Source organism: Bradyrhizobium sp. ORS 111, assembly GCF_045571485.1.
Lineage (GTDB): Bacteria > Pseudomonadota > Alphaproteobacteria > Rhizobiales > Xanthobacteraceae > Bradyrhizobium.
On record NZ_CP120701.1, the window covers coordinates 3,830,667 to 3,855,051 of the forward strand.

Below are 24,385 nucleotides of genomic sequence, written 5' to 3' on the forward strand. Positions count from 1 at the left end.
CTCGCGCCGTCCGCAGGGTAATGCGGCCACATTTGCCCCGAATCATGGGATTATCGACAGATGGATGAGACCATGAACGAGCCAGTCCGTACCCGGCCATTTGCGCCATTCGAATGGCTGCTGTCCGGACGCTACCTGCGGGCACGCCGCAAGGAAGGGTTCATTTCGGTCATCGCCGGCTTTTCCTTCCTGGGCATCATGCTCGGTGTCGCCACGCTGATCGTCGTGATGGCGGTCATGAACGGCTTCCGCAAGGAACTGCTGGACAAGATCCTCGGCCTCAACGGGCATATCCTCGTGCAACCGCTGGAATCGCCGCTGACCGACTGGAAGGATGTCGCCGACCGCATCGGCCAGGTCCCGGGTATCCGCCTGGCCGCGCCGGTCGTCGACGGCCAGGGGCTCGGCTCGTCGCCGTTCAACGCGGCCGGTGTCTTCATCCGCGGCATCCGCGCCGACGATCTCAACAACCTCACCTCGATCGCCAAGAACATCAAGCAGGGTTCGCTGGAGGGATTTGACGAGGGGCAGGGGGTTGCGATCGGCCGCCGGCTCGCCGACCAGCTCTCGCTGCATGCCGGAGACAGCATCACGCTGGTCTCGCCCAAGGGGGCCGTGACGCCGATGGGCACCACGCCGCGGATCAAGCCGTACAAGATCGCCGCGGTGTTCGAGATCGGGATGTCGGAATACGATTCGACCTTCGTGTTCATGCCGCTGGCCGAGGCGCAGGCCTATTTCAACCGCAACAACGATGTGTCTTCGATCGAGGTCTTCACCACCAACCCGGACAAGATCGGCACCTACAGCAAGCTGGTGACCGAGGCGGCGGGACGGCCCGTGTTCCTGGTCGACTGGCGGCAACGCAACTCGACCTTCTTCAACGCGCTGCAGGTCGAGCGCAACGTGATGTTCCTGATCCTGACCATGATCGTACTGGTGGCGGCGCTCAACATCGTCTCGGGTCTCATCATGCTGGTAAAGGACAAGGGCCAGGACATCGCGATCCTACGCACCATGGGCGCCTCGCAAGGCTCGGTCATGCGCATCTTCCTCATTACCGGCGCCTCGATCGGCGTGGTCGGGACGCTGACCGGCTTCCTCGTCGGCATGCTGATCTGCCTGAACATCGAATCCATCCGGCAGTTCCTGTCATGGCTCACCAACACCGAGCTGTTCTCGCCAGAGCTCTATTTCCTCTCCAAGCTGCCGGCGGAGGTCGATTTCGGCGAAACGCTGGCCGTCGTGATCATGGCGCTGACGCTGTCTTTTCTGGCGACGCTCTACCCGTCGTGGCGCGCCGCGCGCCTCGATCCGGTCGATGCGCTCCGGTACGAGTGAGGGCGCGCATGGCGGAGGGGGCGGAAGAAGTACCGGTCATCTATCTCCACGAGATCAGGCGGGAATACAAACAGGGCGAAGCGACGCTGACGATTCTGAACGGCGCGAAGCTCGCGCTGTGGCCGGGTCAATCGGTGGCGTTGGTGGCGCCGTCAGGGTCGGGCAAATCGACCTTGCTGCACATCGCGGGCCTGCTGGAAAGCCCTGACGACGGCGAGGTCTATGTTGCGGGCACGCCGACGTCGCAATTGTCGGATGTCGACCGCACCCAGATTCGCCGCACCGATATCGGCTTCGTCTATCAGTCGCACCGGTTGCTGCCGGAATTCTCGGCGCTCGAGAACGTCATGCTGCCGCAGATGATCCGCGGCCTCAAACGCTCCGAGACGGTCAAGCGAGCGACCGAGATCCTGGGTTATCTGGGCCTCGGCGACCGCATCACGCACCGGCCGGCTGAACTGTCCGGCGGCGAGCAGCAGCGGGTGGCGATCGCGCGCGCCGTTGCCAATGCGCCGCGCGCGTTGCTTGCGGATGAGCCGACCGGCAACCTCGATCCTGTTACCGCCGATCACGTCTTCAACGCGCTGATGCAGCTCGTGAAGGCGACGCGTGTCGCGATGCTGATCGCCACCCACAACATGGATCTGGCGGCCCGGATGGACCGCCGGGTGTCGCTGTCGAACGGACAGGTCGTCGAGCTCGATTAGCTCAATACGCAGGCCGGCGCCGTCTGAGCGGCTCACGCAGGTGATCGGCGGGTGGCCCGGCATAATAAGGATTGTTGAAGCACATCGCTGGAAGGCCGGAGGCCGTCGCCCGGCACTGCTCCATCGATGTGTAGCCACAATCGGTATCTTCGCCACCCCACCGGTAATTGGTTTTGCAGACCGGAGAGGTCGAATCGTATTTTTGCGCACTCGCCGGCGCGCCTGCGAGGACGCCTGCGGCAAACAACGCCAGAATCAAACTGCGCATCAGATATCTCCTGCCGATCGGGCGTTCGCAGCCGCGCCGATCGAACTCGCGGGAAGCAGTCCGTCCGGTACAGCCCGGCGTCAAATCACGTTCCCGAGCCGCTACGACCCGACCGGCGTCAATGGATGAACAGCTCGAAGAAATTGCCCTCGCGGCGCTCGCGCGGCGGGACATTGAGATAGGAGCGGGGGTCGCTGTCACCGGCATAGAAGGGGTTGGCGATGCAGTTCTGCCCGATCCCATCAGCGGTCGCCCGGCACTGCTGATACGATTCGTAGGCGCAGTTGCTGAGACCGGGATATCGATCGCCCTGCATGCAGAAGGGATAGCGGACGCCAACCGCGTACGCGGGAGTTCCGATGAACGATACCAGCGCGCTGACCGACGCTGCCGCAAGAATCAGTCTGCGCATGGGCATTCCCTTGGTGCGATGACGTGAAAGTTGCGGTGATCCAAACCGGACAAGCGGGTTCCCGTCAACACGCTCTCATGCGCACCGCGCACGCAGATTTGAATTGTGAAAATTGTGCGGCGATGGTGTGGCGAAATGTTCAAGAAGTGCCTGTAACACAACGTTAACTTACAATTTGAGCAAAGTCGTTTCGCCCTTCCTGTTGCAGCCAAGTTACAGCAATTCCGCACGAGGCTGATATGAGCATGTCCCGAGGCCTTGGGGGCCAGTAGAAAAGTTGGAACGGGAAAAAAATGAAGAAGGTTTTGCTTGTTACGGCCAGCCTGATCGCGCTCGGCGCGGTTGCGCCGGCCTCCGCGGCTGATCTCGCGGCTCGGCCTTACACCAAGGCTCCGCCGCCGGTGGTCGCCTCTGTCTATGACTGGACCGGCTTCTACATCGGTATCAACGGCGGTTGGGGATCGAGCCACAATAGCTGGACCAACACGGCGGTTGCCGGCGTTGCGTTGACGCCGTTCGGCGAAGGCAGCCATGACGCGTCCGGCGGCACGGTCGGTGGTCAGATCGGCTACCGCTGGCAGGCCGGTGGCTGGGTGTTCGGCCTCGAAGCTCAGGGCAACTGGGCTGACTTCAGCGGCTCGAACGCCAGCGCCGCTTTCGCGCTGCTCAACAACCGCACCAAGATCGACTCGTTCGGTCTGTTCACCGGTCAGATCGGCTACGCCTGGAACACCACCCTGTTCTACGTGAAGGGCGGTGCTGCGGTGACCGACAGCAAGTACGAAGGTCTGACCACGGCCGGTGCGCTGGTCGACAGCGCGTCCGACACCCGCTGGGGTGGCACCGTCGGCGTCGGTCTGGAATGGGCGTTCGCTCCGGGATGGTCGGCTGCTGTCGAGTACGATCACCTGTTCATGGGCAACAACAACTACACGCTGGTCACCCCGACCGGCCTCAACAGCCGCAACGACGACATCAAGCAGGATGTCGATCTCGTCACGGTCCGCCTGAACTACAAGTTCGGTGGCCCGGTCGTTCCGCGCTACTGATCGCTCGCTTAACTCAAGCGACATCGAAAGCCCCGGGCCTTGGCCCGGGGCTTTTTTATTGGCGTGACGGATTAACCATCCGTCTCGATCGCAGGACGGTCCGCCCGCGCGCGCTTGGGTCGTGGGCCAGTTTAATTGTGGCGGGGTTGCCCACTGGTACGTTGACGGTCAACGTCGCATATTGGCGGCATGGTACAGACTTGGAAAACCGGTCCCGGAGAGGACCATGCTTGCCCTCATTGCGGTGCAATATACGCGGTCACGATCAGGCGGCTTCCGGCTAAGGATCGCGACGACGCACCCTGTGTCGAATGCGGAAAGGAACTGGCGAGTTGGAACAGCACGTCAGTCCCCAGCTTCAAGCTAAAGACGCGAGCGGATGGGCGGCCTGCATGACGCCAAAGCGCCCCAGAGACCCCAACCAGCTCGCCAAGGCGATAATCGACAACGCCACCGGAAACGTCGAATCAGCCCCGGAGAGCGGGCTGACGAAGCGAGCCAAGGCTGGAGGGCGCAAGGGCGGTCCAGCGCGCTCTGCCGCCCTTACCCCGGAGCAACGCGCCGAGATTGCAAGGGCGGCGGCAGAGGCTCGTTGGACGAAAAGCTAGCCTGTTTCGTCTGAACTTTCGTCATCTGCGGCCTTGCGAAGCTCGACGTCAAACGTCAAGTCGAGCGGAAGCTCGATCTGCTCCTCGCTGGGATTGATGCTGTGCCAGTGATCCAGATCGAGCGTCAGCGAATAAGCATCAGTCACGATCTGCTCTCGACGATGATTGGTTGATTTCATCATCTGTGAGCGGGTCGCTTCGTCCGTATCGACATAGACGAACAGATTCAGTTGGCCACTTCTAACCGGGATAGCCTGGTAGACGCGGTAGGGCTTACCCGTCTGCTTGTCGTATTTGCGCTCAGCCTGCGCGTCGTCGGCGAACAGCTTTGCCAACATGTCCACGTCGGATGGAGGCGTAGGCATTTTCCATCCGTGGCTCTTGGCGAATGCAGCTACCTTGTGCATGTCGATTTCTTGTTCGCCCGTCACCTCTTTGTAGTGGCGGAGAAAACGCTGACGTTCTTGTCTCTTGCTCATAGTGTCCTGTCCGTCTCGTTAGATGCCAACAGGGGCGACATCGCCCCAGCCGTCTTTGATTGCGTTCGGCGAGATGATGGAGCGGACTTTGACGAGATGATCGCGAAAGCGATCATATCTGCCCGTCTTACGTTGGAGTTGCCCGGCTACAATGCCGGGGTGGACTTTCAATATGCGTGCAAAGGCAACTAGGTCTCGCTCAGCAAAGAACGGGGCTTTCCGGACTACAAAATCGTGCATGTATTTCGCTGGAACGCAGAACTCCTGTGCTGCGGCGTTCGCAACTCGCTCTTCCTCGGCAACGCCTTCGCCTGTGCCGGCGCGCTCACCTTCCAGTTCGGCATCAATCATTGTGCCGTGCATCTGGAGGACATGCTCGATCTCATGTCGAAGGACGAACCAAAAATTGTCGATGCGGTCATAGCGTAGTGACATGGCGATGACCGGAGACCGTTCATTCAGCCAAAAGCAAACGCCGTCGATCTTTGCCGAGGCGAGCGACTCGACAATCACGAACCTTACGCCGCACTCCATCATGATGCGGGGTACACGCGCTATCTCTTCAGCCGCGATCATTGATTTTCGCAATTTGCCGAGAGCTGCAACGAGCGCCTGCGGTGAGTAGGGCGCGACGAGCATGTCGCTTGCAATCTGCTTAACCCGATACAGCCAAGCTAGTTGCGCCGGCGTCGCGGGCGTATTGACTTCGGTTTTCTTCGCAGCGTGAGGCAGTATTTCAATGTCGTCGAGCCGGTTCACTCCAAAGAATTGGATCAATCCGGCCTCAACGTTTTTGGTGTCTCTGACATTCTCGGCGGCAATCCAGCCGCGCTTAATCATTTCGGCAACAGGAAGATCGCCGAGAAGCATGGCGCGGACCGCGCGGGCCGGGTCCGGGTTCGCAATGATCCGTGCCTGCGCGAGATCGAAGTCCTTTTGGAGCGTCAGAAATTGCTCCGCTGGAACCCTAAAAACCTCTTCAAGGATCAAGGCTAAGTCGGCGTCAATCGGCTGCTTGTTGCTGGCGATCTTATTGACGGTCGTTTCGCCAATATCGAGCACGACCGATAGGGTCCGCTGGGTCCAGCCACGATGGATCAACAGCGACTGGAGGAACTGGCCGGGGGAGCGGAAATTCTTGGGATCAGGACTCATATAGCTACACTATGCCGAATTGCGAAAAATCGCAAACTGACCTTTTATGCTTGACTAAAGTTCCAGCAGGGGTAATATCCCCTCATGAACAAGCTGGATCGAAAGACCCGCGCCCAAATCCTCCATCCCCTTTGCGAGGGGCGGTCGATCCGCGCCGTCACCCGGCTGACGGGGTGCAGCAAAAACACTGTTGCGAAGTTACTGGTTGAGGCCGGTCACGCCTGCGCCGCCTATCAGGACAAGGCGCTGCGGAACCTGCCGTGCAGGCGCGTCCAGATGGACGAAATCTGGTCGTTCGTTTACGCCAAGGCCGCGAACGTGGAGAAGGCCAAGGCCGCTCCGGAGGCCGCTGGCGACGTTTGGACGTGGACTGCGATCTGCGCCGACACAAAGCTGATTGTGAGCTGGTTGCTTGGCGCTCGCGATCAGGACGCCGCTCTGACGTTCGTCCATGATCTGGAGAGCCGGCTAGCCAATCGCGTCCAGCTTACGAGCGACGGTCACAGGCCGTACCTGTGCGCCGTTGAGGCAGCGTTCGCGGATCAGGTTGACTATGCGATGCTCATCAAGATTTACGGCAGCGATCCGCAGGCGGAAGTCCGCTACAGCCCGGCCAAGTGCCTTGGTGCTGATAAGAAGCCGAAGATCGGCAATTCTGATCCGAAGCACATCAGCACGTCCTACGCTGAGCGTAGCAACCTCACCATGCGCATGCACATGCGCCGGTTCACGCGATTGACGAATGCCTTTTCAAAGAAGGTTGAGAACCACGCCGCAGCGATTGCGCTGCATACGATGTATTACAACTTCGTGCGCATCCATCAGACGCTCAAGGTGACGCCTGCGATGGCTGCTGGCGTGACTGATAAGCTTTGGGAGATGGAAGACCTTGTCGTCATGCTGGAGCAATGGGAGCTGGCGAACTTCAAGCCTGAGTATCAGTTCGTCGTCCGCCAGTACGCCATCGGCAAGGGACATTCCGTGAGCGTGCTTTGGCGCGGCGGGGAGGTGGACAGCATCTTTGGTTTCCATAGCGAGCATGAAGCGCTGGAATGGGTCAGGGATAAATCGCAAGACTGGTTATTGGAGAACCGAAACAGAAAGGCCGCCAACTAGGGCGGCCGTTCGCTTCAAACTGCTGACTTCCCGTCGGTTGTTGATGTGCCGCCCGGAGTTTCGTGAGTCTGGTGTTGGTAAATCGATCTGCCGATCACAGATCCAAGTCCCGCGCCGACTACTGCCCCAACTAGGGGAGAAAGCACGGTTGACGACACGACAACGGTAGCGATCGCAGCACCAAGCGCGGCCCCGCCAGCGGCACCAGCACCAACGCTCTCATTCTTGAGGTCATTGTTTTCGGCCATTGCGCTCTCCGTTTAAACCTTCGCCGCTTCGTGACATACCAAAATTGATGCTCCTAAGAGGATCAGAGTTAGTACGTAGACATTGGTTCCTGGCTCGAACTTGTCGTTATGACGCCATATCACGATGAAGGAAGCGTATATAAGCACCGCTACAGCGTCCACCACTAGGAAGGCTGCGGTTGCCTGTCTTTGAGCTAGATCACTCCAAAGGTCATTAAATCCGCTTCCAATCAAAGCCATAGTAAAAAATGTTAAAGCCCATGGTGTTACGTCGACAATTACTTTCATATTCATATGGAAGCTTGGCTGACCGGACTCCCAAAGCAGGGCAACCAAGAAAGAGACAACAATCGGTCCAAGTAATGGCGCCAGTACCTGCCAGCTCAACCATTTCCATTTCCAGTCTTTAGGATTCCTCCAAAGCACGACTCCCCCTCCTGCCAGGTCGGGGAATGATTGAGCCTCAGCTTAGAGTAGTCAATCAGAAATGGACTGCTTAAAAGGCGAGTCTGTATTTCTACTGACCACTACTGCCGCCTCCCGCCACGATTAACCAAGGGCTTTATTTCGGGGTCAGTTTTCAAACTGACCCACTACCCTCGCTTGACTCCGAGAACAAAAAAGGAACAATGTTCTTCATACGTTCCAGTTCACGGAGGGCGGCCATGTTGAAGATTTTCGTGGAAGAGGCGGCGGCGCTGGCATCGATCACGCTGTTTGTCGGAATGATCGCCGTGTGGGCCCAGCTCTTCACCCAGTTCTGAAATGGGCGAACAAGAACAGCGGCATAGGGCACCCCTGGGGAAAAGCAGGAGGAGGGGCCTCCATGCGGCGTTCCGCGTGGACTTGGCTGAACGCAAGCGTCACCATGGCGCAGCGAGTCGGGCCTGACGTATCCAGGCGCTCGGGCCGACGCTTCGCCTCATCCCCGACGCAGTGATCCCTGAGCAGCCATGTCGAATGCCGGATTCGTTCATCTTCACGTTCATTCGGCCTATTCGCTGCTGAAGGGCGCGATCAAGATCGCCAAGCTCGGCGAGCTAGCGAAGGCCGACCGCCAGCCGGCGCTGGCGCTGACCGACACCGACAATATGTTCGGGGCGCTGGAATTCTCCGACAAGATGGCCGGCTACGGCATTCAGCCGATCGTGGGCTGCGAACTTGCGGTGGATTTCGGCGATGTCGATCCCAATGCACGCAGCGTGCTGGCGGCGGGGCCCGCGCGAATCGTCCTGCTGGCGGCGCGTGAGCGCGGCTATCGCAGCCTGATGCGGCTGAACTCGCGGGCGTTTCTCGAGACGCCCGTCAACCAGACCCCGCACATCAAGTTCGACTGGCTCACAGACGATGCCGAAGACCTGATTGCGCTGACCGGCGGCCCCGACGGGCCGATTGCGCTGGCGCTCGGCGCCGATCAGGCTGCGCTGGCGGCCAGCCGCTGCGATCGTCTGGCCAGCCTGTTTGGCGACCGGCTCTATGTCGAGTTGCAGCGCCACGGCGTGGACAAGGAGCGCCGCACCGAGGGCGGCCTGATCGATCTCGCCTATGGCAAAGGCCTGCCGCTGGTCGCGACCAACGAACCGTATTTCGCGACCACCGACGACTACGAGTCACATGATGCCCTGCTGTGCATCGCCGGCGGTCATCTGATCGCCGAAACCGATCGCGTGCAGCTCACGCCCGATCACCGCTTCAAGACCCGTGCGGAAATGGCGGTGCTGTTCGCCGACATTCCGGAGGCGCTGGCATCGACCGTGGAGATTGCCGAACGCTGCTCGTTCCGGCCGAAGACACGCAAGCCGATCCTGCCGTTCTTCACCGTCGGTGCCGCGCAGAGCTCGGATGCCGCTGCCGACGAGGCGGCCGAGCTGAAGCGACAAGCCGAGGAAGGGCTCGCGAAGCGCTTGAAAGTGCATGGCCTCTCGCCCGGAATGACGGAGCTGGATTACAGCAAGCGGCTCGCTTTCGAGCTCGACGTCATCACCCGCATGAAATATGCGGGCTACTTCCTGATCGTGTCCGACTTCATCAAATGGGCCAAGGCGCAGGGCATTCCGGTCGGGCCGGGCCGCGGCTCCGGCGCAGGTTCGCTGGTCGCCTGGGTGCTGACCATCACCGACCTCGATCCGATGCGCTTCGCGCTGCTGTTCGAGCGCTTCCTCAATCCTGAACGCGTCTCGATGCCGGACTTCGACATCGACTTCTGCCAGGATCGCCGCGGCGAGGTGATCCAGTACGTGCAAGAGCGTTACGGCCGCGATCAGGTCGCGCAGATCATCACCTTCGGTACGCTGCAGGCGCGCGGCGTGCTGCGCGACGTCGGGCGCGTGCTGCAGATGCCGTACGGCCAAGTCGACAAGCTGACCAAGCTGGTGCCGCAGAACCCCGCGGCTCCGGTCACGCTGGCGCAGGCGATCGAAGGCGAGCCCAAGCTGCAGGCGTTCCGCGACGAGGATCCGGTCGTGGCGCGCGCCTTCGACATTGCGCAACGGCTCGAGGGCCTGACCCGCCATGCCTCGACTCACGCAGCCGGTATCGTCATCGGCGATCGGCCGCTCAGCGAGCTGGTGCCGCTCTATCGCGATCCGAAATCCGACATGCCGGTCACCCAGTTCAACATGAAGTGGGTCGAGCCGGCGGGGCTGGTGAAGTTCGACTTCCTCGGGCTGAAGACCCTGACCGTGCTCGACGTCGCAGTGAAACTGCTCAAGCAGCGCGACATCCATGTCGATCTCGCGACCCTGCCGATCGACGACGCGGCGAGTTACCAGATGTTGGCGCGGGGCGACGTGGTCGGCGTGTTCCAGGTGGAAAGCCAGGGCATGCGGCGCGCGCTGATCGACATGCGGCCGGACCGGTTCGAGGACATCATCGCGCTGGTGGCGCTATACCGTCCGGGTCCGATGGCGAACATCCCGACCTACTGCGCGCGCAAGCACGGCGACGAGGAGCCGGAATATCTGCACCCGATCCTGGAGCCGATCCTGAAGGAGACGTTCGGCGTCATCATCTACCAGGAGCAGGTGATGCAGATCGCGCAGCAGATGGCGGGCTATTCGCTCGGCCAGGCCGACCTGCTGCGCCGCGCGATGGGCAAGAAGATCCGCGCCGAGATGGACAAGCAGCGCGATATCTTTGTCGCCGGCGCGATGAAGAACAACGTGCCGAAGGCGCAGGCGGAGACGATCTTCGAGCTGCTCGCCAAGTTCGCCGACTACGGCTTCAACAAGAGCCACGCGGCGGCCTATGCGCTGGTGTCGTACCACACCGCCTACATGAAGGCGCATTACCCGGTCGAGTTTCTGGCAGCGTCGATGACGCTCGAACTGAACAACACCGACAAGCTCTCGGAATTTCGTTCCGAGGCGCAGCGTCTCGGCATCAAGGTCGAGGCGCCCAATATCAATCGGTCGGGTGCGACCTTCGAGGTCGGCGACAAGACGATCTACTACGCGCTCGCCGCGCTGAAGGGCGTCGGGCTGCAGGCGGTCGAGCAGATCGTGGAGGAACGCAAGAAGGGCGCGTTCACCTCGCTGGCCGATTTCGCCGCGCGGGTGTCTCCGCGTGCGATCAACAAGCGGATCATCGAGAGCCTCGCGGCTGCGGGCGCCTTCGACACGCTCGAGCCGAATCGCGCCAGGGTGTTCGCCGGCGCGGACGCGATCCTCGCCGCCTGCCAGCGCGCCCACGAGGCCGCGACATCGGGACAAAACGATATGTTCGGCGGCGCGGCGGATGCGCCGAGCATCATTCTGCCTCAGGTCGAGCCGTGGCTGCCGGCGGACCGGCTGCGCCGCGAATATGATGCGATCGGCTTCTTCCTGTCGGGTCATCCGCTCGACGATTACGCGACCGCCTTGAAGCGGCTTCGCGTGCAGTCCTGGGCCGAGTTCTCGCGCGCGGTCAAAACCGGCGCGACCGCGGGCAAGGTGGCGGCGACCGTGGTGTCGCGCATGGAGCGCCGCACCAAGACCGGCAACAAGATGGGCATCATGGGCCTGTCGGACCCGACCGGCCATTTCGAGGCGGTGCTGTTTTCGGAGGGGCTCGCGCAATATCGCGATGTGCTCGAGCCCGGCGCTGCGGTGCTGCTGCAACTGGGCGCCGAACTGCAGGGCGAGGACGTACGGGCGAGGGTGCTGCACGCCGAACCGCTGGATCACGCCGCGGCCAAGACGCAGAAGGGTCTGCGCATTTTCGTCCGCGACACCAAGCCACTCGATTCGATCGCCCGCCGGCTCAACATGCCGGAAGCGGCTCCCGCCACGCCGGGCGCCGGAAAGGCGGTCGCGGCAAAGCCGGCGCCGGCAGCGCCGCCCGCGGCCGGCGCCGATGGCGACGTTTCGCTGGTGATGATGCTCGACCTCGAAACGGAGGTGGAGATGAAGCTGCCCGGCCGCTACAAGGTCTCGCCGCAGATCGCCGGAGCGATCAAGGCCGTGGCCGGTGTGGTCGACGTGCAAACGCTGTAAATGGGCCGCGGACCGGTCGAATAGGGGCCTTTCCGGCCGAATCCGGCCCTTCGGGGCGGCTTGGCCGGGCATATTTCCTTGCTTCTGGCGCAAATCGCGCTATATAGCGCGCCATCTCACACGGAAACATGGCTCTCAAAGGCCGTCCGGTGGCAACCGGGCCAGTCCAGGCGCGTTTGCTCACACGTTTCCGGAGGAACCAACCGGAGAATTAGATCTATGGCGCTGCCTGAATTCAATATGCGTCAGCTCTTGGAAGCTGGCGTTCACTTTGGCCACCAGTCTCACCGCTGGAACCCGAAGATGGCCGATTACATCTTCGGCGCCCGCAACAACATCCACATCATCGATCTCGCGCAGACCGTGCCGATGCTGCATCGCGCGCTGCAGGCCGTGAGCGACACGGTCGCCAAGGGCGGCCGCATCCTGTTCGTCGGCACCAAGCGCCAGGCCCAGGACGGCGTCGCCGATGCGGCGAAGCGTTCGGCCCAGTACTTCGTCAATTCGCGCTGGCTCGGTGGCACGCTGACCAACTGGAAGACGATCTCCGCCTCGATCAAGCGGCTGCGTCACCTCGATGAGGTGCTGTCGTCAGGCGAAGCCAACTCCTACACCAAGAAGGAGCGGCTGACGCTGCAGCGCGAGCGCGACAAGCTCGACCGTTCGCTCGGCGGCATCAAGGACATGGGCGGTCTGCCCGACATGATCTTCGTGATCGACACCAACAAGGAAGACATCGCGATCCAGGAAGCTCAGCGGCTCAACATTCCGGTCGCCGCGATCGTCGACACCAATTCCGATCCGAAGGGCATCACCTATGTGGTGCCAGGTAATGACGACGCGGGCCGCGCGATCTCGCTGTACTGCGACCTTGTCGCGCGCGCTGCCATCGACGGCATCTCGCGTGCGCAGGGCGACTCCGGGATCGATGTCGGCGCATCGGCCGAGCCGGTGCAGGAAGAGATCCCGTCTGCGGCGGGCACCGCGGGCTTCCAGGGCCTGGCCGGTCCGCGCGGCACCGCCGACAACCTCAAGAAGCTCACCGGCGTGTCCGGTGCGATCGAGAAGAAGCTCAACGACCTCGGTGTCTTCCACTACTGGCAGCTCGCCGAGCTCGACCACGACACCGCACACAAGATCGGCGAAGAAGTCGGTCTTCCGAGCCGTGCCGACGCCTGGGTCGCGCAGGCCAAGACGCTCGCCGAAGCGGAATAACGGTTACGGCGCGGCCGGGCTGGTCCCGGCCGCAGCCTCTATTCCACGAACAACGATTTCCCTGTCGCTGACAGCGGTGCCACCGGGCGCCGCGGTTTCTCCACAGGCAAGAAGGACATTGAACAATGGCAACGATCACAGCAGCGATGGTCAAGGATCTCCGCGAGTCGACCGGCGCGGGCATGATGGATTGCAAGGCGGCGCTGACCGAGACCGGTGGCGACATGCAGGCTGCACAGGATTGGCTGCGCAAGAAGGGTCTGTCCAAGGCCGCCAAGAAGGCCGGTCGCGTCGCGGCTGAAGGTCTGATCGGTGCGCTGACGTCGGGCACCAAGGGCGTGCTGGTCGAGGTCAACTCGGAGACCGACTTCGTCGCCCGCAACGAGCAGTTCCAGGGCCTCGTGAAGATGATCGCGCAGGTCGCGCTCCACAGCGGCGCCGACGTCGACAAGATCAAGGCCGCCAAGGTCGGCGATGTCACTGTCGAGACCGCGATCTCGGACGCGATCGCGACCATCGGCGAGAACATGACGCTGCGCCGCGCCGCTTCGCTCGAGGTGAGCAAGGGTGTGGTGTCGAGCTACGTCCATAACGCCGTCGTCGACGGCGCCGGCAAGATCGGTGTGATCGTGGCGCTGGAGTCCGCCGGCAAGGCCGACGAACTCGCGGTGCTCGGCCGCCAGCTTGCGATGCATGTGGCTGCGGCAAAGCCGCTGGCGCTCGATCCGGCCGGGCTCGATCCCGAGACCGTCAAGCGCGAGAAGGACGTGCTCGCCGACAAGTACCGCCAGCAGGGTAAGCCGGAGAACGTCATCGAGAAGATCGTCGATTCCGGCCTGAAGACCTACTACAAGGAAGTCTGCCTGCTCGATCAGGCCTTTATCCACGACAGCGGCAAGTCCGTTGCCCAGGCGGTGAAGGAAGCTGAGGGTAAGGTCGGCGGACCGATCAAAATCACCGGCTTTGTGAACTATGCTCTCGGCGAGGGAATCGAAAAGCAGGAAAGCGATTTCGCTGCCGAAGTCGCGGCCGCCAGCGGCAAGAAGTAACCGCTGACATCAGGCTTCCGGTCTGTGCCGGAAGCCTGCCTGCGCGGGACAAGGAAGCGATCGCATCATGGCTGAGCCGGTCTATCGTCGCGTGGTGGTCAAGCTGTCCGGCGAATATCTGGCCGGCTCCCAGGCTTTCGGTATCGATCAGCCGACCGTCGATCGCGTCGCCGACGACCTGATCGCGGCCCGCCAGCTCGGCGTCGAGGTCGCGGTGGTCATCGGCGGTGGCAACATCGTCCGCGGCGTGGAGGTATCCTCGCGCGGCGTGTCCCGGCCGACCGGCGACACCATGGGCATGCTCGCCACGATGATGAACTGCCTCGCGCTCGAGGCCGCCATCGAGCGCAAGGGCACGCCGGCGCGGACGCTGTCGGCGTTCGTGATGCCGGAGATCTCCGAGCTGTTCACCCGCAGTGCGACGCACAAATATCTCAGCGAGGGCCGGATCGTGCTGCTCGGTGGTGGAACCGGCAATCCGTTCTTCACAACCGATACCACCGCCGTGCTGCGGGCGGCCGAGATCGGCGCGGAGGCGGTTCTCAAGGCCACCAATGTCGACGGCGTCTACAGCGCCGATCCGAAGAAGGATCCCAAAGCCAAGCGTTTCGACCGCCTGACCCATTCCCAGGCGATCGAGGGCGGCTACAAGGTCATGGATGCGACCGCTTTCGCGCTTGCCCGCGAGACGTCGCTGCCTATCATCGTGTTCTCGATTGCAGAGCCCGGTTCGATCGGTGCGATTCTGCGCGGTACCGGACACGGCACGGTCGTCGCCGGCTGATTGCAGCGCCACCTGGCGTCGATAACCGGTTTCTTGAGAAGGGAGAACGTCATGGCCGCACCAGGTTTTGACATCAACGAAGTGAAGCGCCGGATGCAGGGCGCCACGCAGTCGCTCAAGCACGAGCTCGGTGGTCTGCGCACCGGTCGGGCTGCGGCTTCCATGCTGGAGCCGGTCCAGGTCGAAGCCTATGGCTCGCATATGCCGCTCAACCAGGTTGCGACCATCAGCGTGCCCGAGCCGCGGCTGCTCTCGGTGCAGGTCTGGGACAAGTCGATGGTGAAGGCGGTGGAGAAGGCGATTGTCGATTCCAACCTTGGCCTGTCGCCGGCGACCGAGGGGCAGGTCCTGCGGTTGCGGATTCCCGAACTCAACGCGGAGCGCCGCAAGGAACTCGTCAAGGTCGCGCACAAATACGCCGAGCAGGCGAAGGTCGCCGTGCGCCACGTGCGCCGCGACGGTCTGGATATCATCAAGAAGCTCGAGAAGAATCACGAGATCTCCGAGGACGATCAAGAGCGCTTGTCGAACGACGTGCAGAAGGCGACCGACGGCGTAATCGCCGAAATCGATCAGCTCCTTGCCGCCAAGGAAAAGGAAATCCTGACGGTTTGACGCGATCCTTGATTTGACGCGTTGTCTTCATGCGGGCCGGTATCGAGGTTCGCCTGAGGACGCTACGGAAAACAGCCGATGTCCAAAGCCACCGCCCCAGCAACTGACGTACCGGATCGCTCGGGCGGTCCGTTGCATGTGGCTGTCATCATGGATGGCAATGGGCGCTGGGCTGCCGCGCGCGGCCTGCCGCGCGCCGAGGGCCATCGTCGCGGCGTTGAGGCGCTGCGCCGCGTCGTGCGCGCGGCGCATGAACTCGGTATCCTCTATTTGACGATCTTCTCGTTCAGCTCGGAGAACTGGTCGCGGCCAGCGACCGAGATCGGCGATCTGTTCGGCCTGCTGCGCCGCTTCATCCGCAATGATCTGGCGACCTTGCATCGCGACGGGGTGAGGGTGCGCGTGATCGGCGAGCGCGACGGGCTCGATCCCGACATCTGCTCGCTGCTCAACGAGGCCGAAGAGCTGACCAGGGCCAACACCAAGCTCAACCTCGTCGTCGCCTTCAATTACGGCTCTCGGGCCGAGATCGCATCCGCCGCGCGGCGCCTGGCGCGCGAAGTCGCCGAGGGTAAGCGCGAGGCTGAGACGATCGATGCCGATACGCTCGGCAAATATCTCGATGCGCCCGATATTCCCGATCCCGATCTGATCATCCGGACCAGCGGCGAGCAACGCCTGTCGAATTTCCTGATGTGGCAAGCGGCCTACAGCGAACTCGTGTTTGTGCCGATTCACTGGCCGGATTTCGACAAGGCGGCACTGGAAAGCGCGATCGCGGAATACGGCAGACGCGAGCGCCGGTTCGGCGGCCTCGCTGCGAAAACCGGCTCGTGACCGAGGAAAAAGCCGCGCCGGCAGTGCCAGGCGAGCAGGGGTCGCGCAATCTCGTGATGCGCGTGGTTGCGGCGTTGGTGCTGGCACCGGTCGCGATCGCATTGGCCTATGTCGGCGGCATCGCCTGGTCTCTGCTGGTGACGCTGGCGGCGATCGGGCTGTTCGTGGAATGGCTGATGATCACGGGCCTTGTGCGCGAGCTTCGCGTCGTGGCGCCGGGCATCGTCGTTCTCCTCCTCGTCGGCCTTTGCCTGATGGTGGGCCGGAGCGAGGCGGCGTTGGTTGTTCTCGTCGTCGGCGCCGTCGCATTGGCGCTGATCTCGGGCACGCGACGCAACTGGGCGACCGCAGGCCTGATCTATGCAGGGGCCGCCGAGATCGCGGCGATCCTGGTCCGCCACGATCCGGCCAAGGGCTTCGCCGCGCTGATGTTCGTGCTGCTGGTCGTTTGGGTCACCGACATCGGCGGTTATTTTGCCGGCCGAAGCATTGGCGGGCCGAAGCTCTGGGTGCGGGTCAGCCCGAAGAAGACCTGGGCGGGCGCAATCGGCAGCTTCGTGGCGAGCCTGTTGGTCGCTGGCGGTTTCGCCGCCTTCGAGATCGGGACGACCGGGCCGCTGCTGTTGCTCGGCGCCGCGCTGTCGGTGGTTTCGCAGCTCGGTGATCTCTTTGAATCGGCGGTGAAACGGCGGTTCGGGGTGAAGGATTCGAGCCACATCATTCCGGGCCATGGCGGCCTCCTGGACCGCCTGGACGGATTTGTCGCAGCCGTCATCGTGGCGGCAATTTTCGGCTTTCTTCGCGGCGGCGCAGATGGCGTCGGGCGCGGTCTTATGGTTTGGTGACGAGATGAGCGCAGTTCCATTGCGTAACAACAAGGCCGCGGCGTCAGCCGTGCGGACCGTGAGCGTCCTGGGTGCCACCGGATCGATCGGCGACAGCACCATGGATCTCCTGCGCGGGGCTCGGGACCGCTATCAGGTCGAGGCGCTGACCGCGAATGGCAATGTCCAGGGGCTCGCCAAGCTGGCGAAGGAATTCGGTGCGCGCTTTGCCGCGACGGCCGATCCGGCCCGGTTGTCCGAGCTCAAGGAAGCGCTGGCCGGCACGCGCATCGAATGCGGGGCCGGGGAGAGCGCAATCATAGAAGCCGCGGCGCGGCCGGCGGATTGGGTGATGGCGGCGGTCAGCGGCGCCGCCGGACTGAAGCCCGCGCTTGCAGCCGTCGACCGCGGCGCGACTGTTGCGCTTGCCAACAAGGAGTGCCTCGTCTGCGCCGGCGATTTCTTCATGGAACGCGCGGCGAAGGCCGGGGCGCGCATTCTGCCGGCGGATTCCGAGCATAACGCGCTGTTCCAGGCGCTCAGTTCCGGCAACCGCGAAGAGCTCGTGCGGGTGATCATCACCGCGTCCGGTGGACCGTTCCGCACCTGGGCTCCCGCCGATATTGAGCAGGCGACGCTTGAGCAGGCGCTGAAGCACCCTAACTGGAGTATGGGCCAGAAGATCACCATCGATTCCGCATCGATGATGAACAAGGGCCTTGAAGTGATCGAAGCGTCCTATCTGTTCGGACTGGCGCCCGACGAGATCGACGTGCTGGTGCATCCGCAATCGATCATTCATGGGATGGTCGAATTCTCGGACCGCTCGGTGGTGGCGCAGCTCGGCACGCCCGATATGCGCATCCCGATCGCCCATTGCCTGGGATGGCCCGACCGAATTGTCGGACCGTCCGCAAAGCTCGATCTCGCCAAGATCGGCCAGTTGACCTTCGAGGCGCCGGACTTCGAGCGCTTCCCGGGGCTGCGGCTGGCCTACGAGGCGCTGCGAACCGGGCGGGGCGCGACGACTGTCTTCAATGCTGCCAACGAGGTTGCGGTGGCCGCCTTCATCGCGGGCAAGATCAAGTTCGGTGCGATCGCGCGCCTGGTCGAGGCGACCATCAACGATTGGATGCGGTCAGGGAATCTGGCACCGCTGGCATCGGCGGACGAGACGATTTCCGTTGACCATAACGCGCGAAATAGAGCTGCCGCCCTATTGCCTCAAATTGCCTTAAAGGCAACCTAGAGGGTTGGAGACGGAGCTTTCGGCTCTTGTCGAGAGGAAACGAATGCCCGAGTTTTTTCTTCATAGTTTCAATACGTTGAGCCATGGGCTCGTGGGCTACATCGTCCCCTTCCTGTTCGTCCTGACGATTGTCGTTTTCTTTCACGAACTGGGTCATTTCCTGATTGCGCGCTGGGCGGGCGTGAAGGTGCTGACCTTCTCGCTCGGCTTCGGTCCGGAGCTCGTCGGCTTCAACGACCGGCATGGCACGCGTTGGAAGATCTCCGCGGTTCCGCTCGGCGGCTATGTCAAGTTCTTCGGCGACGACACTGAGGCCTCCACACCCGCCGCGGCCACGCTCGCCGCGATGACGGCGGAGGAGAGAGAAGGCAGCTTCCATCACAAGAGCGTCGGAAGGCGCGCCGCGATCGTCGCGGCGGGTCCGTTTGCGAATTTCATCCTGGCGATTGCGATCTTCACCTGCCTGTTCACATTCTTCGGCAAGCCGAGCACCTCGGCACGGGTCGACAAGGTGGAAGCCAACAGCGCCGCGGCCGCCGCTGGGTTCCAGGTCGGTGACATCGTGACCGCGATCGACGGCACGAAGATCGACAGCTTCTCCGATATGCAGCGCGTCGTCAGCGTCAATGCCGGCGACGCGCTGACCTTTACGGTCAAGCGGGGCAATTCAACCGTGCAGCTCCACGGTACCCCGGAACTGCGCGAAGTGAAGGATCCCTTCGGCAATACTCACCGTATGGGTGTGATGGGCATCACCCGCGCCACCGCGCCCGGCGACGCCGTAACCGAGAAGGTCGATCCGGTGACCGCGCTCGGCCTGGGCGTCAAGGAAACCTGGTTCGTCATTGATCGGACCCTGGCCTATATCGGCGGTATCTTCACCGGCCGGGAGGCGGCTGACCAGGTCGGCGGGCCGCTTCGGATCGCCCAGATCTCGGGACAGGTCGCTACCATCGGCGTGGCGGCCCTGATCCATCTGGCCGCGGTCCTTTCAATCTCGATCGGTCTCCTGAATCTGTTCCCGGTTCCGCTGCTCGATGGCGGGCACCTTCTGTTTTACGCCGTCGAGGCCGTCCGCGGCCGCCCATTGTCGGAGCGGGCTCAAGAAATGGGGTTCCGAATCGGGCTGGGTTTGGTGTTGATGCTGATGGTCTTTGCTACCTACAACGACATCCTGCATCTGGCGGCGTCCTGAAGTAGGCTTTTTTGAGGCGTTGCTCTAGGGCAACGTCTTGGAACGAAAATGGAAATGCACTGCGGTAGTAAGTTTGCCCCCATGGCAAAGTTGGCTACAAGCTGGGCAGAAGGTTGGGAATCTGTCGGGGCGTTGGGGAACGACCCGGCATCGGAAGGATAAGGGCGCGTTGCGCATGATGTTTGGAATGCGAGTGAGGGGGGGCTTGTTCGCTGCCCTGGTCATGTTCGCCGTGCCGGTGGCTGCCACCTTGGCGGCCGTTGCTGTGTCTGCGCCTGCAGCCGCTCAAAATGTCAACGCGATCACGGTGGAGGGGAACCGGCGCGTCGAAGTCGAGACCATCCGCTCCTACTTCCATGCCGGCCCGGGTGGTCGGCTGAGCCAGGCCGATATCGATGACGGCCTGAAGGCGCTGATCGAGACCGGCCTGTTCCAGGACGTCCATATCGACCAGCGCGGCGGGCGTCTCGTCGTCGTCGTGGTCGAAAACCCGGTGATCGGCCGCGTTGCCTTCGAGGGCAACAAGAAGATCAAGGACGAGCAGCTCACCGCCGAAGTCCAGTCCAAGCCGCGTGGCACGTTCTCGCGTCCGATGGTTCAGTCAGATGCGCTGCGAATCGCCGAAATCTATCGCCGTTCGGGCCGCTACGACGTGCGGGTGAATCCGGAGATCATCGAGCAGCCGAACAACCGCGTCGACCTGGTCTTCGAGATCAATGAAGGCGTCAAGACCGGCGTTCGTTCGATCGAGTTCATCGGCAACAACGCTTATTCGGCGTCGCGCCTGCGCGACGTCATCAAGACGCGCGAATCGAACATCCTCAGCTTCCTTGGCGGCAACGACGTCTACGACCCCGACCGCGTCGAGGCGGACCGCGACCTGCTGCGCCGGTTCTATCTCAAGAACGGCTATGCCGACGTGCAGGTGGTGGCGGCGCTGACCGAGTACGACCCCGAGAAGAAGGGGTTCCTGGTTACCTTCAAGATCGAGGAGGGCCAGCAGTATCGCGTCGCATCCGTGAACTACACGTCGTCGATCGCAACCCTCAATCCGAACTCGCTGAGCTCGTTCTCGCGCGTCAGTGTCGGCTCGCTCTACAACGCGGAGGCGCTGGAGAAGTCGGTCGAGGAGATGCAGATCGAGGCATCGCGCCGCGGCTACGCCTTCGCGATCGTCCGGCCGCGCGGTGACCGCAATTTCGAGAATCACACCGTGTCGATCACCTTCGCAGTCGACGAAGGGCCGCGCACCTATATCGAGCGCATCAATATCCGCGGCAACACCCGCACGCGCGACTACGTGATCCGCCGTGAGTTCGATATTTCCGAAGGCGACGCCTACAACCGCGCGCTGGTCGACCGGGCCGAGCGCCGGCTGAAGAACCTCGACTTCTTCAAGACCGTGAAGATCACCACCGAGCCTGGATCCTCGAGCGACCGCGTCATCCTCGTCGTCGATCTCGAGGAGAAGTCGACCGGCGACTTCTCGGTTTCGGGCGGCTACTCGACCACCGACGGTGCGCTGGCCGAAGTCAGCGTCTCCGAGCGCAACCTGCTCGGAAGGGGCCTGTTCGCGAAGGCATCGGTGACCTACGGCCAGTATGCCCGCGGCTATTCGCTGTCCTTCGTCGAGCCGTATCTGCTCGATTACCGCGTCGCGCTCGGTCTCGACCTGTACCAGCGCCAGCAGTTGTCCAACAGCTACATCTCGTACGGCACCAAGACGCTGGGCTTCAGCCCGCGGCTCGGCTTCCAGCTCCGTGAAGACCTCTCGCTGCAGCTCCGCTACTCGATCTATCGGCAGGAAATCACGCTGCCGTCGACGCTGGCGAATTGTAACAACAACCCGGGCAACGGCCTGTTGGCGTTCAATCCGACCCCGGCCTATGCATTCGCGAACGGGTTCCCCGCGGGCGGCTCGGCGACGGTGGGTGGTCAGACCGCCACCGACAGCTCGGGCATCGGCCTGTGGTGCTTCAGCGATGGCGAAGCCTCGCTGCCGGTCCGCAAGGAGCTGGCAGGTGGCGCGACGCTGACCTCGGCGCTCGGCTACTCCTTGAACTACAACACCCTCGACAACAACAAGAACCCGACCGACGGCCTCCTGATCGACTTCAAGCAGGACTTCGCCGGTGTCGGTGGTGACGTCAGCTACATCAAGACCGCGATCGATGCGAAGTACTACACCCCGCTGGTCGCTGATATTGTCGGCGTGATCCACGCGCAGGGCGGTATTCTGAACAAGATGGGCAGCAACGAGCTGCGCATGCTCGATCACTTCCAGATGGGCCCGAACCTGGTCCGCGGCTTTGCGCCGAACGGCATCGGTCCGCGCGACATCAATCCCTACGGCACCCAGGACGCGCTTGGTGGCACCAAGTACTGGGGCGTGTCGGCGGAACTGCAGATGCCGTTCTGGTTCCTGCCGAAGGAAGTTGGCCTGAAGGGCGCGGTTTATGCCGATGCTGGCGGCCTCTACGACTACCAGGGACCGACCTCCTGGGCTGCGACGGGCGAAGTCAACACGCCCGGCTGTGTCAAGCCGACACAGAACCCGCCGTCTCCGGGAACCTGTCTTGGCTTGCAGTTTGACGACAGCAAGGTGGTTCGGACTTCGGTCGGTGTCGGCTTGATCTGGCAGTCGCCGTTCGGTCCGCTGCGCTTCGACTACGCCATACCGCTCACCAAGGGTCAGTTTGACCGCGTGCAAGAATTCCGGTTTGGCGGTGGTACAACGTTCTAAGGACGTCGTTTGCCGGCCGGACTGCGACGGATGGAATGGCGCAGCCGATCTTCTTTAAGAGTCCCCCTTCGTCGACGTTGGCTGACATCGCCGCGCTGACGAAGGCGCATTTGGTCGACCCCGCGAGGGGTGCGCAGCAGATCAGAGGGCTGGCTTCGCTCGACGAGGCCGGTCCGATGCATCTCGCCTTCTTCGACAACCTCAAATACGCCGATCAACTGGCGGCCACAAAGGCCGGCGCGTTGCTGGTCCAGCAACGCTTCGAGGCGCAGGTGCCGGAGGGGGTTGCTGTATTGCGGGCAGCCAAGCCGTTCCATGCCTTTGTCCAGATCGCGCGCGAATGGCACGGCGATGCGCTGCGGCCGCAATCTTGGTTCGACACCGAGGGCATCTCGCCATCGGCGATCATCGATCCCACCGCCCAGCTCGAAGACGGTGTGGTCGTCGATCCGCTGGTCGTGATCGGCCCGCGGGTCGAGATCGGCACGGGCACCGTGATCGGGGCCGGCGCGGTGATCGGGGCCGACGTCAAGATCGGCCGGGACTGCAATGTGGGGGCCAAGACCACTATCCAGTTCGCCCTGATCGGCAACAATGTCCTGATCCACCCCGGCTGCAATATCGGTCAGGACGGCTACGGGTTCATTTTCTTCGGGCCCGCGGGCCATGTGAAGGTGCCGCAAACCGGCCGCGTCCTGATCCAGAACAATGTCGAGGTCGGCGCCGGTTCGACCATCGATCGCGGTTCCCTGCGCGACACCGTGATCGGCGAGGGCACCAAAATCGACAACCAGGTCCAGATCGGCCACAATGTGACGATCGGTCGCCACTGCTTGCTGGCGGCCCAGATCGGGCTCGCAGGCAGCCTGACGATCGGCGACAATGTCGCACTCGGCGCCAAGGTGGGCATTAACAACCATCTCAAGATCGGTGATGGCGCCCAGGTGACGGCGATGAGTGCGGTGAAGGACGACATCCCGGCCAACGGCCGCTGGGGCGGGCACTTTGCCAAGCCGACCAAGCAATGGTTCAGGGAAATCATCGCGGTCGAACGCCTGGTGCGCGACAGCGAAACGAAGGGTGAGGGGAAGGAGTGATGGAGGAGGCACCGGTCAGATTCGAGCTCGTGGATATCAACGATATCCTGAAGACGCTGCCGCATCGCTTTCCGATGTTGCTGATCGACCGGGTCATCAAGATCCGCACCGACTACAGCGGTATCGGCATCAAGAACGTCACTTTCAACGAGCCGCCATTCCAGGGGCATTTCCCCGAGCGGCCCGTCTATCCCGGCGTGATGATGATCGAGGCGATGGCGCAGACCGCGGGCGTGATCGGCATCAAATCGGTCGAGGGCACCGAGAAGCCGCGCGCGGTCTATTTCCTCACCATCGACAAGTGCAAGTTCAGGAAGCCGGTGCTGCCCGGCGACACCATCGAATACCACATGCGTTCGCTCGGGCGGCGCAAGACGATGTGGTGGTTTCACGGCGATGCCAAGGTCAATGGGCAGATCGTTGCCGAGGCCGATGTCGGCGCCATGCTGACGGACTGAGCCGGCGCCGCCGCTATGTCCGGCAGGTGTATCGGCCGTCCGCGCCGGCGATCCGCAACACACGATTGAGATACAGGCCCATCGACGGAGCGTTCATCAGCGCATCGACCGTCGCGGCCGGGACACCACAATAATGTTGGTAGCTGCCCCTCACGGCGACCAGCAGCATTCGCTGCCGAGCGTCGTAGCAGATGCGCTGGACGATGGTGCTACGACCGATATCGCGGCAATCGAAGGTCGATAGATCGACGCGGCCGCCGTTGCCAATGTCGATCGTCTCGGGGCCGATCGGCGCTGCGAGCAGGCTGAAGATCAGCGCGGCGGCTCGGACCATGGATCGGCTGCGCTCCTGTCGGTTGCAACAGGCGGTCATGATACGTCACTGGACAGGGCGGGCAAAGTCGCGCTAACGACCGCCAAAGCCGACACTTTAGCGCCTTGGCGCCGTTAACGAATTCGGACGA

General features: G+C 62.5%; 24 protein-coding genes. 17 read left to right on the plus strand and 7 right to left on the minus strand.

Translation table 11 applies throughout. From position 1 onward, the window contains the following. The first annotated feature begins 60 nt into the window (after positions 1 to 60). The gene (locus P6U30_RS17855; RefSeq protein WP_407170193.1) at positions 61 to 1,341 is read left to right on the plus strand and encodes a lipoprotein-releasing ABC transporter permease subunit; all 1,281 of its coding nucleotides are present in this window, start codon (positions 61 to 63) and stop codon (positions 1,339 to 1,341) included. Between the two features lie 8 nt (positions 1,342 to 1,349). Beyond that, a complete protein-coding gene (locus P6U30_RS17860) occupies positions 1,350 to 2,048 on the plus strand; it encodes an ABC transporter ATP-binding protein (protein ID WP_407170194.1) in 699 nt (232 codons plus the stop codon). 1 nt (position 2,049) lies between these two features. Here P6U30_RS17860 and P6U30_RS17865 read toward each other — a convergent pair whose 3' ends face one another. Together P6U30_RS17865 and P6U30_RS17870 are read right to left on the minus strand one after the other, a co-directional pair. After that, on the minus strand, positions 2,050 to 2,316 hold the full coding sequence (locus P6U30_RS17865; protein WP_407170195.1) for a DUF3551 domain-containing protein: 267 nt from the start codon (positions 2,314 to 2,316) through the stop codon (positions 2,050 to 2,052). A gap of 118 nt (positions 2,317 to 2,434) precedes the next feature. Next, positions 2,435 to 2,728 (minus strand): DUF3551 domain-containing protein, encoded by a 294-nt coding sequence (locus P6U30_RS17870; protein WP_407170196.1) that lies wholly within the window; start codon positions 2,726 to 2,728, stop codon positions 2,435 to 2,437. 293 nt (positions 2,729 to 3,021) lie between these two features. Here P6U30_RS17870 and P6U30_RS17875 point away from each other — a divergent pair, with 293 nt between their 5' ends. Both P6U30_RS17875 and P6U30_RS17880 read left to right on the plus strand, forming a co-directional pair. Next, entirely contained in the window at positions 3,022 to 3,777 is a 756-nt protein-coding gene (locus P6U30_RS17875) for an outer membrane protein (protein WP_407152306.1), read from the plus strand. Positions 3,778 to 3,966: 189 nt separating this feature from the next. Next, positions 3,967 to 4,173, plus strand: a complete 207-nt coding sequence (locus tag P6U30_RS17880) for an MJ0042-type zinc finger domain-containing protein (protein WP_407170197.1) — start codon at positions 3,967 to 3,969, stop codon at positions 4,171 to 4,173. Positions 4,174 to 4,381: 208 nt separating this feature from the next. Here P6U30_RS17880 and P6U30_RS17885 read toward each other — a convergent pair whose 3' ends face one another. Together P6U30_RS17885 and P6U30_RS17890 are read right to left on the minus strand one after the other, a co-directional pair. Beyond that, the gene (locus P6U30_RS17885; RefSeq protein WP_407170198.1) at positions 4,382 to 4,864 is read right to left on the minus strand and encodes a hypothetical protein; all 483 of its coding nucleotides are present in this window, start codon (positions 4,862 to 4,864) and stop codon (positions 4,382 to 4,384) included. 18 nt (positions 4,865 to 4,882) lie between these two features. Continuing rightward, positions 4,883 to 6,019: a helix-turn-helix domain-containing protein gene (locus P6U30_RS17890; RefSeq protein ID WP_407170199.1), complete on the minus strand. Its 1,137-nt coding sequence runs from the start codon at positions 6,017 to 6,019 to the stop codon at positions 4,883 to 4,885. Between the two features lie 84 nt (positions 6,020 to 6,103). Here P6U30_RS17890 and P6U30_RS17895 point away from each other — a divergent pair, with 84 nt between their 5' ends. Continuing rightward, a complete protein-coding gene (locus P6U30_RS17895; protein WP_407170200.1) occupies positions 6,104 to 7,135 on the plus strand; it encodes an IS1 family transposase in 1,032 nt (343 codons plus the stop codon). Between the two features lie 14 nt (positions 7,136 to 7,149). On the opposite strand, the gene P6U30_RS17900 is transcribed toward P6U30_RS17895, so the two are convergent. Both P6U30_RS17900 and P6U30_RS17905 read right to left on the minus strand, forming a co-directional pair. Then, positions 7,150 to 7,383: a glycine zipper domain-containing protein gene (locus P6U30_RS17900; protein WP_407170201.1), complete on the minus strand. Its 234-nt coding sequence runs from the start codon at positions 7,381 to 7,383 to the stop codon at positions 7,150 to 7,152. A gap of 12 nt (positions 7,384 to 7,395) precedes the next feature. Further along, entirely contained in the window at positions 7,396 to 7,809 is a 414-nt protein-coding gene (locus P6U30_RS17905; RefSeq protein ID WP_407170202.1) for a hypothetical protein, read from the minus strand. Between the two features lie 527 nt (positions 7,810 to 8,336). Between P6U30_RS17905 and dnaE the strand changes: the two genes are divergently transcribed. The 12 genes from dnaE (at position 8,337) to fabZ (ending at position 23,921) form a co-directional block, all read left to right on the plus strand. Then, positions 8,337 to 11,855: a DNA polymerase III subunit alpha gene (gene dnaE / locus P6U30_RS17910; protein ID WP_407170203.1), complete on the plus strand. Its 3,519-nt coding sequence runs from the start codon at positions 8,337 to 8,339 to the stop codon at positions 11,853 to 11,855. Positions 11,856 to 12,074: 219 nt separating this feature from the next. After that, a complete protein-coding gene (locus P6U30_RS17915; protein ID WP_407170204.1) occupies positions 12,075 to 13,070 on the plus strand; it encodes a 30S ribosomal protein S2 in 996 nt (331 codons plus the stop codon). Positions 13,071 to 13,195: 125 nt separating this feature from the next. Then, a complete protein-coding gene (gene tsf, locus P6U30_RS17920) occupies positions 13,196 to 14,119 on the plus strand; it encodes a translation elongation factor Ts (protein WP_407170205.1) in 924 nt (307 codons plus the stop codon). Between the two features lie 67 nt (positions 14,120 to 14,186). Further along, entirely contained in the window at positions 14,187 to 14,903 is a 717-nt protein-coding gene (gene pyrH / locus P6U30_RS17925; protein WP_407152310.1) for a UMP kinase, read from the plus strand. Positions 14,904 to 14,954: 51 nt separating this feature from the next. Then, the gene (gene frr, locus P6U30_RS17930) at positions 14,955 to 15,518 is read left to right on the plus strand and encodes a ribosome recycling factor (protein ID WP_407152311.1); all 564 of its coding nucleotides are present in this window, start codon (positions 14,955 to 14,957) and stop codon (positions 15,516 to 15,518) included. Positions 15,519 to 15,596: 78 nt separating this feature from the next. After that, a complete protein-coding gene (locus P6U30_RS17935) occupies positions 15,597 to 16,355 on the plus strand; it encodes an isoprenyl transferase (RefSeq protein ID WP_407170206.1) in 759 nt (252 codons plus the stop codon). Beyond that, positions 16,352 to 17,200, plus strand: coding sequence for a phosphatidate cytidylyltransferase (locus tag P6U30_RS17940; protein ID WP_407170207.1), 849 nt, complete (start codon positions 16,352 to 16,354; stop codon positions 17,198 to 17,200). Before P6U30_RS17935 ends, P6U30_RS17940 begins: the two co-directional genes overlap by 4 nt. A 4-nt stretch (positions 17,201 to 17,204) precedes the next feature. Further along, positions 17,205 to 18,428 carry a 1-deoxy-D-xylulose-5-phosphate reductoisomerase gene (gene dxr, locus P6U30_RS17945; protein ID WP_407170208.1) on the plus strand — a complete coding sequence of 408 codons (1,224 nt, stop codon included), beginning with the start codon at positions 17,205 to 17,207 and terminating at the stop codon, positions 18,426 to 18,428. A gap of 43 nt (positions 18,429 to 18,471) precedes the next feature. Next, positions 18,472 to 19,623 (plus strand): RIP metalloprotease RseP, encoded by a 1,152-nt coding sequence (rseP, locus tag P6U30_RS17950; protein WP_407170209.1) that lies wholly within the window; start codon positions 18,472 to 18,474, stop codon positions 19,621 to 19,623. A 175-nt stretch (positions 19,624 to 19,798) separates the two neighbouring features. Then, a complete protein-coding gene (gene bamA, locus P6U30_RS17955; RefSeq protein ID WP_407170479.1) occupies positions 19,799 to 22,366 on the plus strand; it encodes an outer membrane protein assembly factor BamA in 2,568 nt (855 codons plus the stop codon). Between the two features lie 35 nt (positions 22,367 to 22,401). Next, the gene (gene lpxD, locus P6U30_RS17960) at positions 22,402 to 23,463 is read left to right on the plus strand and encodes a UDP-3-O-(3-hydroxymyristoyl)glucosamine N-acyltransferase (protein WP_407170210.1); all 1,062 of its coding nucleotides are present in this window, start codon (positions 22,402 to 22,404) and stop codon (positions 23,461 to 23,463) included. Beyond that, positions 23,463 to 23,921 (plus strand): 3-hydroxyacyl-ACP dehydratase FabZ, encoded by a 459-nt coding sequence (gene fabZ, locus P6U30_RS17965; protein WP_407152316.1) that lies wholly within the window; start codon positions 23,463 to 23,465, stop codon positions 23,919 to 23,921. The genes lpxD and fabZ overlap by 1 nt, the downstream gene beginning before the upstream one ends. Positions 23,922 to 23,934: 13 nt before the next feature. Here fabZ and P6U30_RS17970 read toward each other — a convergent pair whose 3' ends face one another. Continuing rightward, positions 23,935 to 24,255 (minus strand): KTSC domain-containing protein, encoded by a 321-nt coding sequence (locus tag P6U30_RS17970; protein ID WP_407170211.1) that lies wholly within the window; start codon positions 24,253 to 24,255, stop codon positions 23,935 to 23,937. Positions 24,256 to 24,385: the final 130 nt, after the last annotated feature.

What these genes read in the sequence shown, in the direction of transcription:
- P6U30_RS17855 (WP_407170193.1), top strand. Translation starts at nt 61, where the DNA reads ATGGATGAGACCATGAACGAGCCAGTCCGTACCCGGCCATTTGCGCCA.
- P6U30_RS17860 (WP_407170194.1), top strand. Translation starts at nt 1,350, where the DNA reads ATGGCGGAGGGGGCGGAAGAAGTACCGGTCATCTATCTCCACGAGATC.
- P6U30_RS17865 (WP_407170195.1), bottom strand. Translation starts at nt 2,316, where the DNA reads ATGCGCAGTTTGATTCTGGCGTTGTTTGCCGCAGGCGTCCTCGCAGGC.
- P6U30_RS17870 (WP_407170196.1), bottom strand. Translation starts at nt 2,728, where the DNA reads ATGCGCAGACTGATTCTTGCGGCAGCGTCGGTCAGCGCGCTGGTATCG.
- P6U30_RS17875 (WP_407152306.1), top strand. Translation starts at nt 3,022, where the DNA reads ATGAAGAAGGTTTTGCTTGTTACGGCCAGCCTGATCGCGCTCGGCGCG.
- P6U30_RS17880 (WP_407170197.1), top strand. Translation starts at nt 3,967, where the DNA reads ATGGTACAGACTTGGAAAACCGGTCCCGGAGAGGACCATGCTTGCCCT.
- P6U30_RS17885 (WP_407170198.1), bottom strand. Translation starts at nt 4,864, where the DNA reads ATGAGCAAGAGACAAGAACGTCAGCGTTTTCTCCGCCACTACAAAGAG.
- P6U30_RS17890 (WP_407170199.1), bottom strand. Translation starts at nt 6,019, where the DNA reads ATGAGTCCTGATCCCAAGAATTTCCGCTCCCCCGGCCAGTTCCTCCAG.
- P6U30_RS17895 (WP_407170200.1), top strand. Translation starts at nt 6,104, where the DNA reads ATGAACAAGCTGGATCGAAAGACCCGCGCCCAAATCCTCCATCCCCTT.
- P6U30_RS17900 (WP_407170201.1), bottom strand. Translation starts at nt 7,383, where the DNA reads ATGGCCGAAAACAATGACCTCAAGAATGAGAGCGTTGGTGCTGGTGCC.
- dnaE (WP_407170203.1), top strand. Translation starts at nt 8,337, where the DNA reads ATGTCGAATGCCGGATTCGTTCATCTTCACGTTCATTCGGCCTATTCG.
- P6U30_RS17915 (WP_407170204.1), top strand. Translation starts at nt 12,075, where the DNA reads ATGGCGCTGCCTGAATTCAATATGCGTCAGCTCTTGGAAGCTGGCGTT.
- tsf (WP_407170205.1), top strand. Translation starts at nt 13,196, where the DNA reads ATGGCAACGATCACAGCAGCGATGGTCAAGGATCTCCGCGAGTCGACC.
- pyrH (WP_407152310.1), top strand. Translation starts at nt 14,187, where the DNA reads ATGGCTGAGCCGGTCTATCGTCGCGTGGTGGTCAAGCTGTCCGGCGAA.
- frr (WP_407152311.1), top strand. Translation starts at nt 14,955, where the DNA reads ATGGCCGCACCAGGTTTTGACATCAACGAAGTGAAGCGCCGGATGCAG.
- P6U30_RS17935 (WP_407170206.1), top strand. Translation starts at nt 15,597, where the DNA reads ATGTCCAAAGCCACCGCCCCAGCAACTGACGTACCGGATCGCTCGGGC.
- dxr (WP_407170208.1), top strand. Translation starts at nt 17,205, where the DNA reads ATGAGCGCAGTTCCATTGCGTAACAACAAGGCCGCGGCGTCAGCCGTG.
- rseP (WP_407170209.1), top strand. Translation starts at nt 18,472, where the DNA reads ATGCCCGAGTTTTTTCTTCATAGTTTCAATACGTTGAGCCATGGGCTC.
- bamA (WP_407170479.1), top strand. Translation starts at nt 19,799, where the DNA reads ATGATGTTTGGAATGCGAGTGAGGGGGGGCTTGTTCGCTGCCCTGGTC.
- lpxD (WP_407170210.1), top strand. Translation starts at nt 22,402, where the DNA reads ATGGCGCAGCCGATCTTCTTTAAGAGTCCCCCTTCGTCGACGTTGGCT.
- fabZ (WP_407152316.1), top strand. Translation starts at nt 23,463, where the DNA reads ATGGAGGAGGCACCGGTCAGATTCGAGCTCGTGGATATCAACGATATC.
- P6U30_RS17970 (WP_407170211.1), bottom strand. Translation starts at nt 24,255, where the DNA reads ATGGTCCGAGCCGCCGCGCTGATCTTCAGCCTGCTCGCAGCGCCGATC.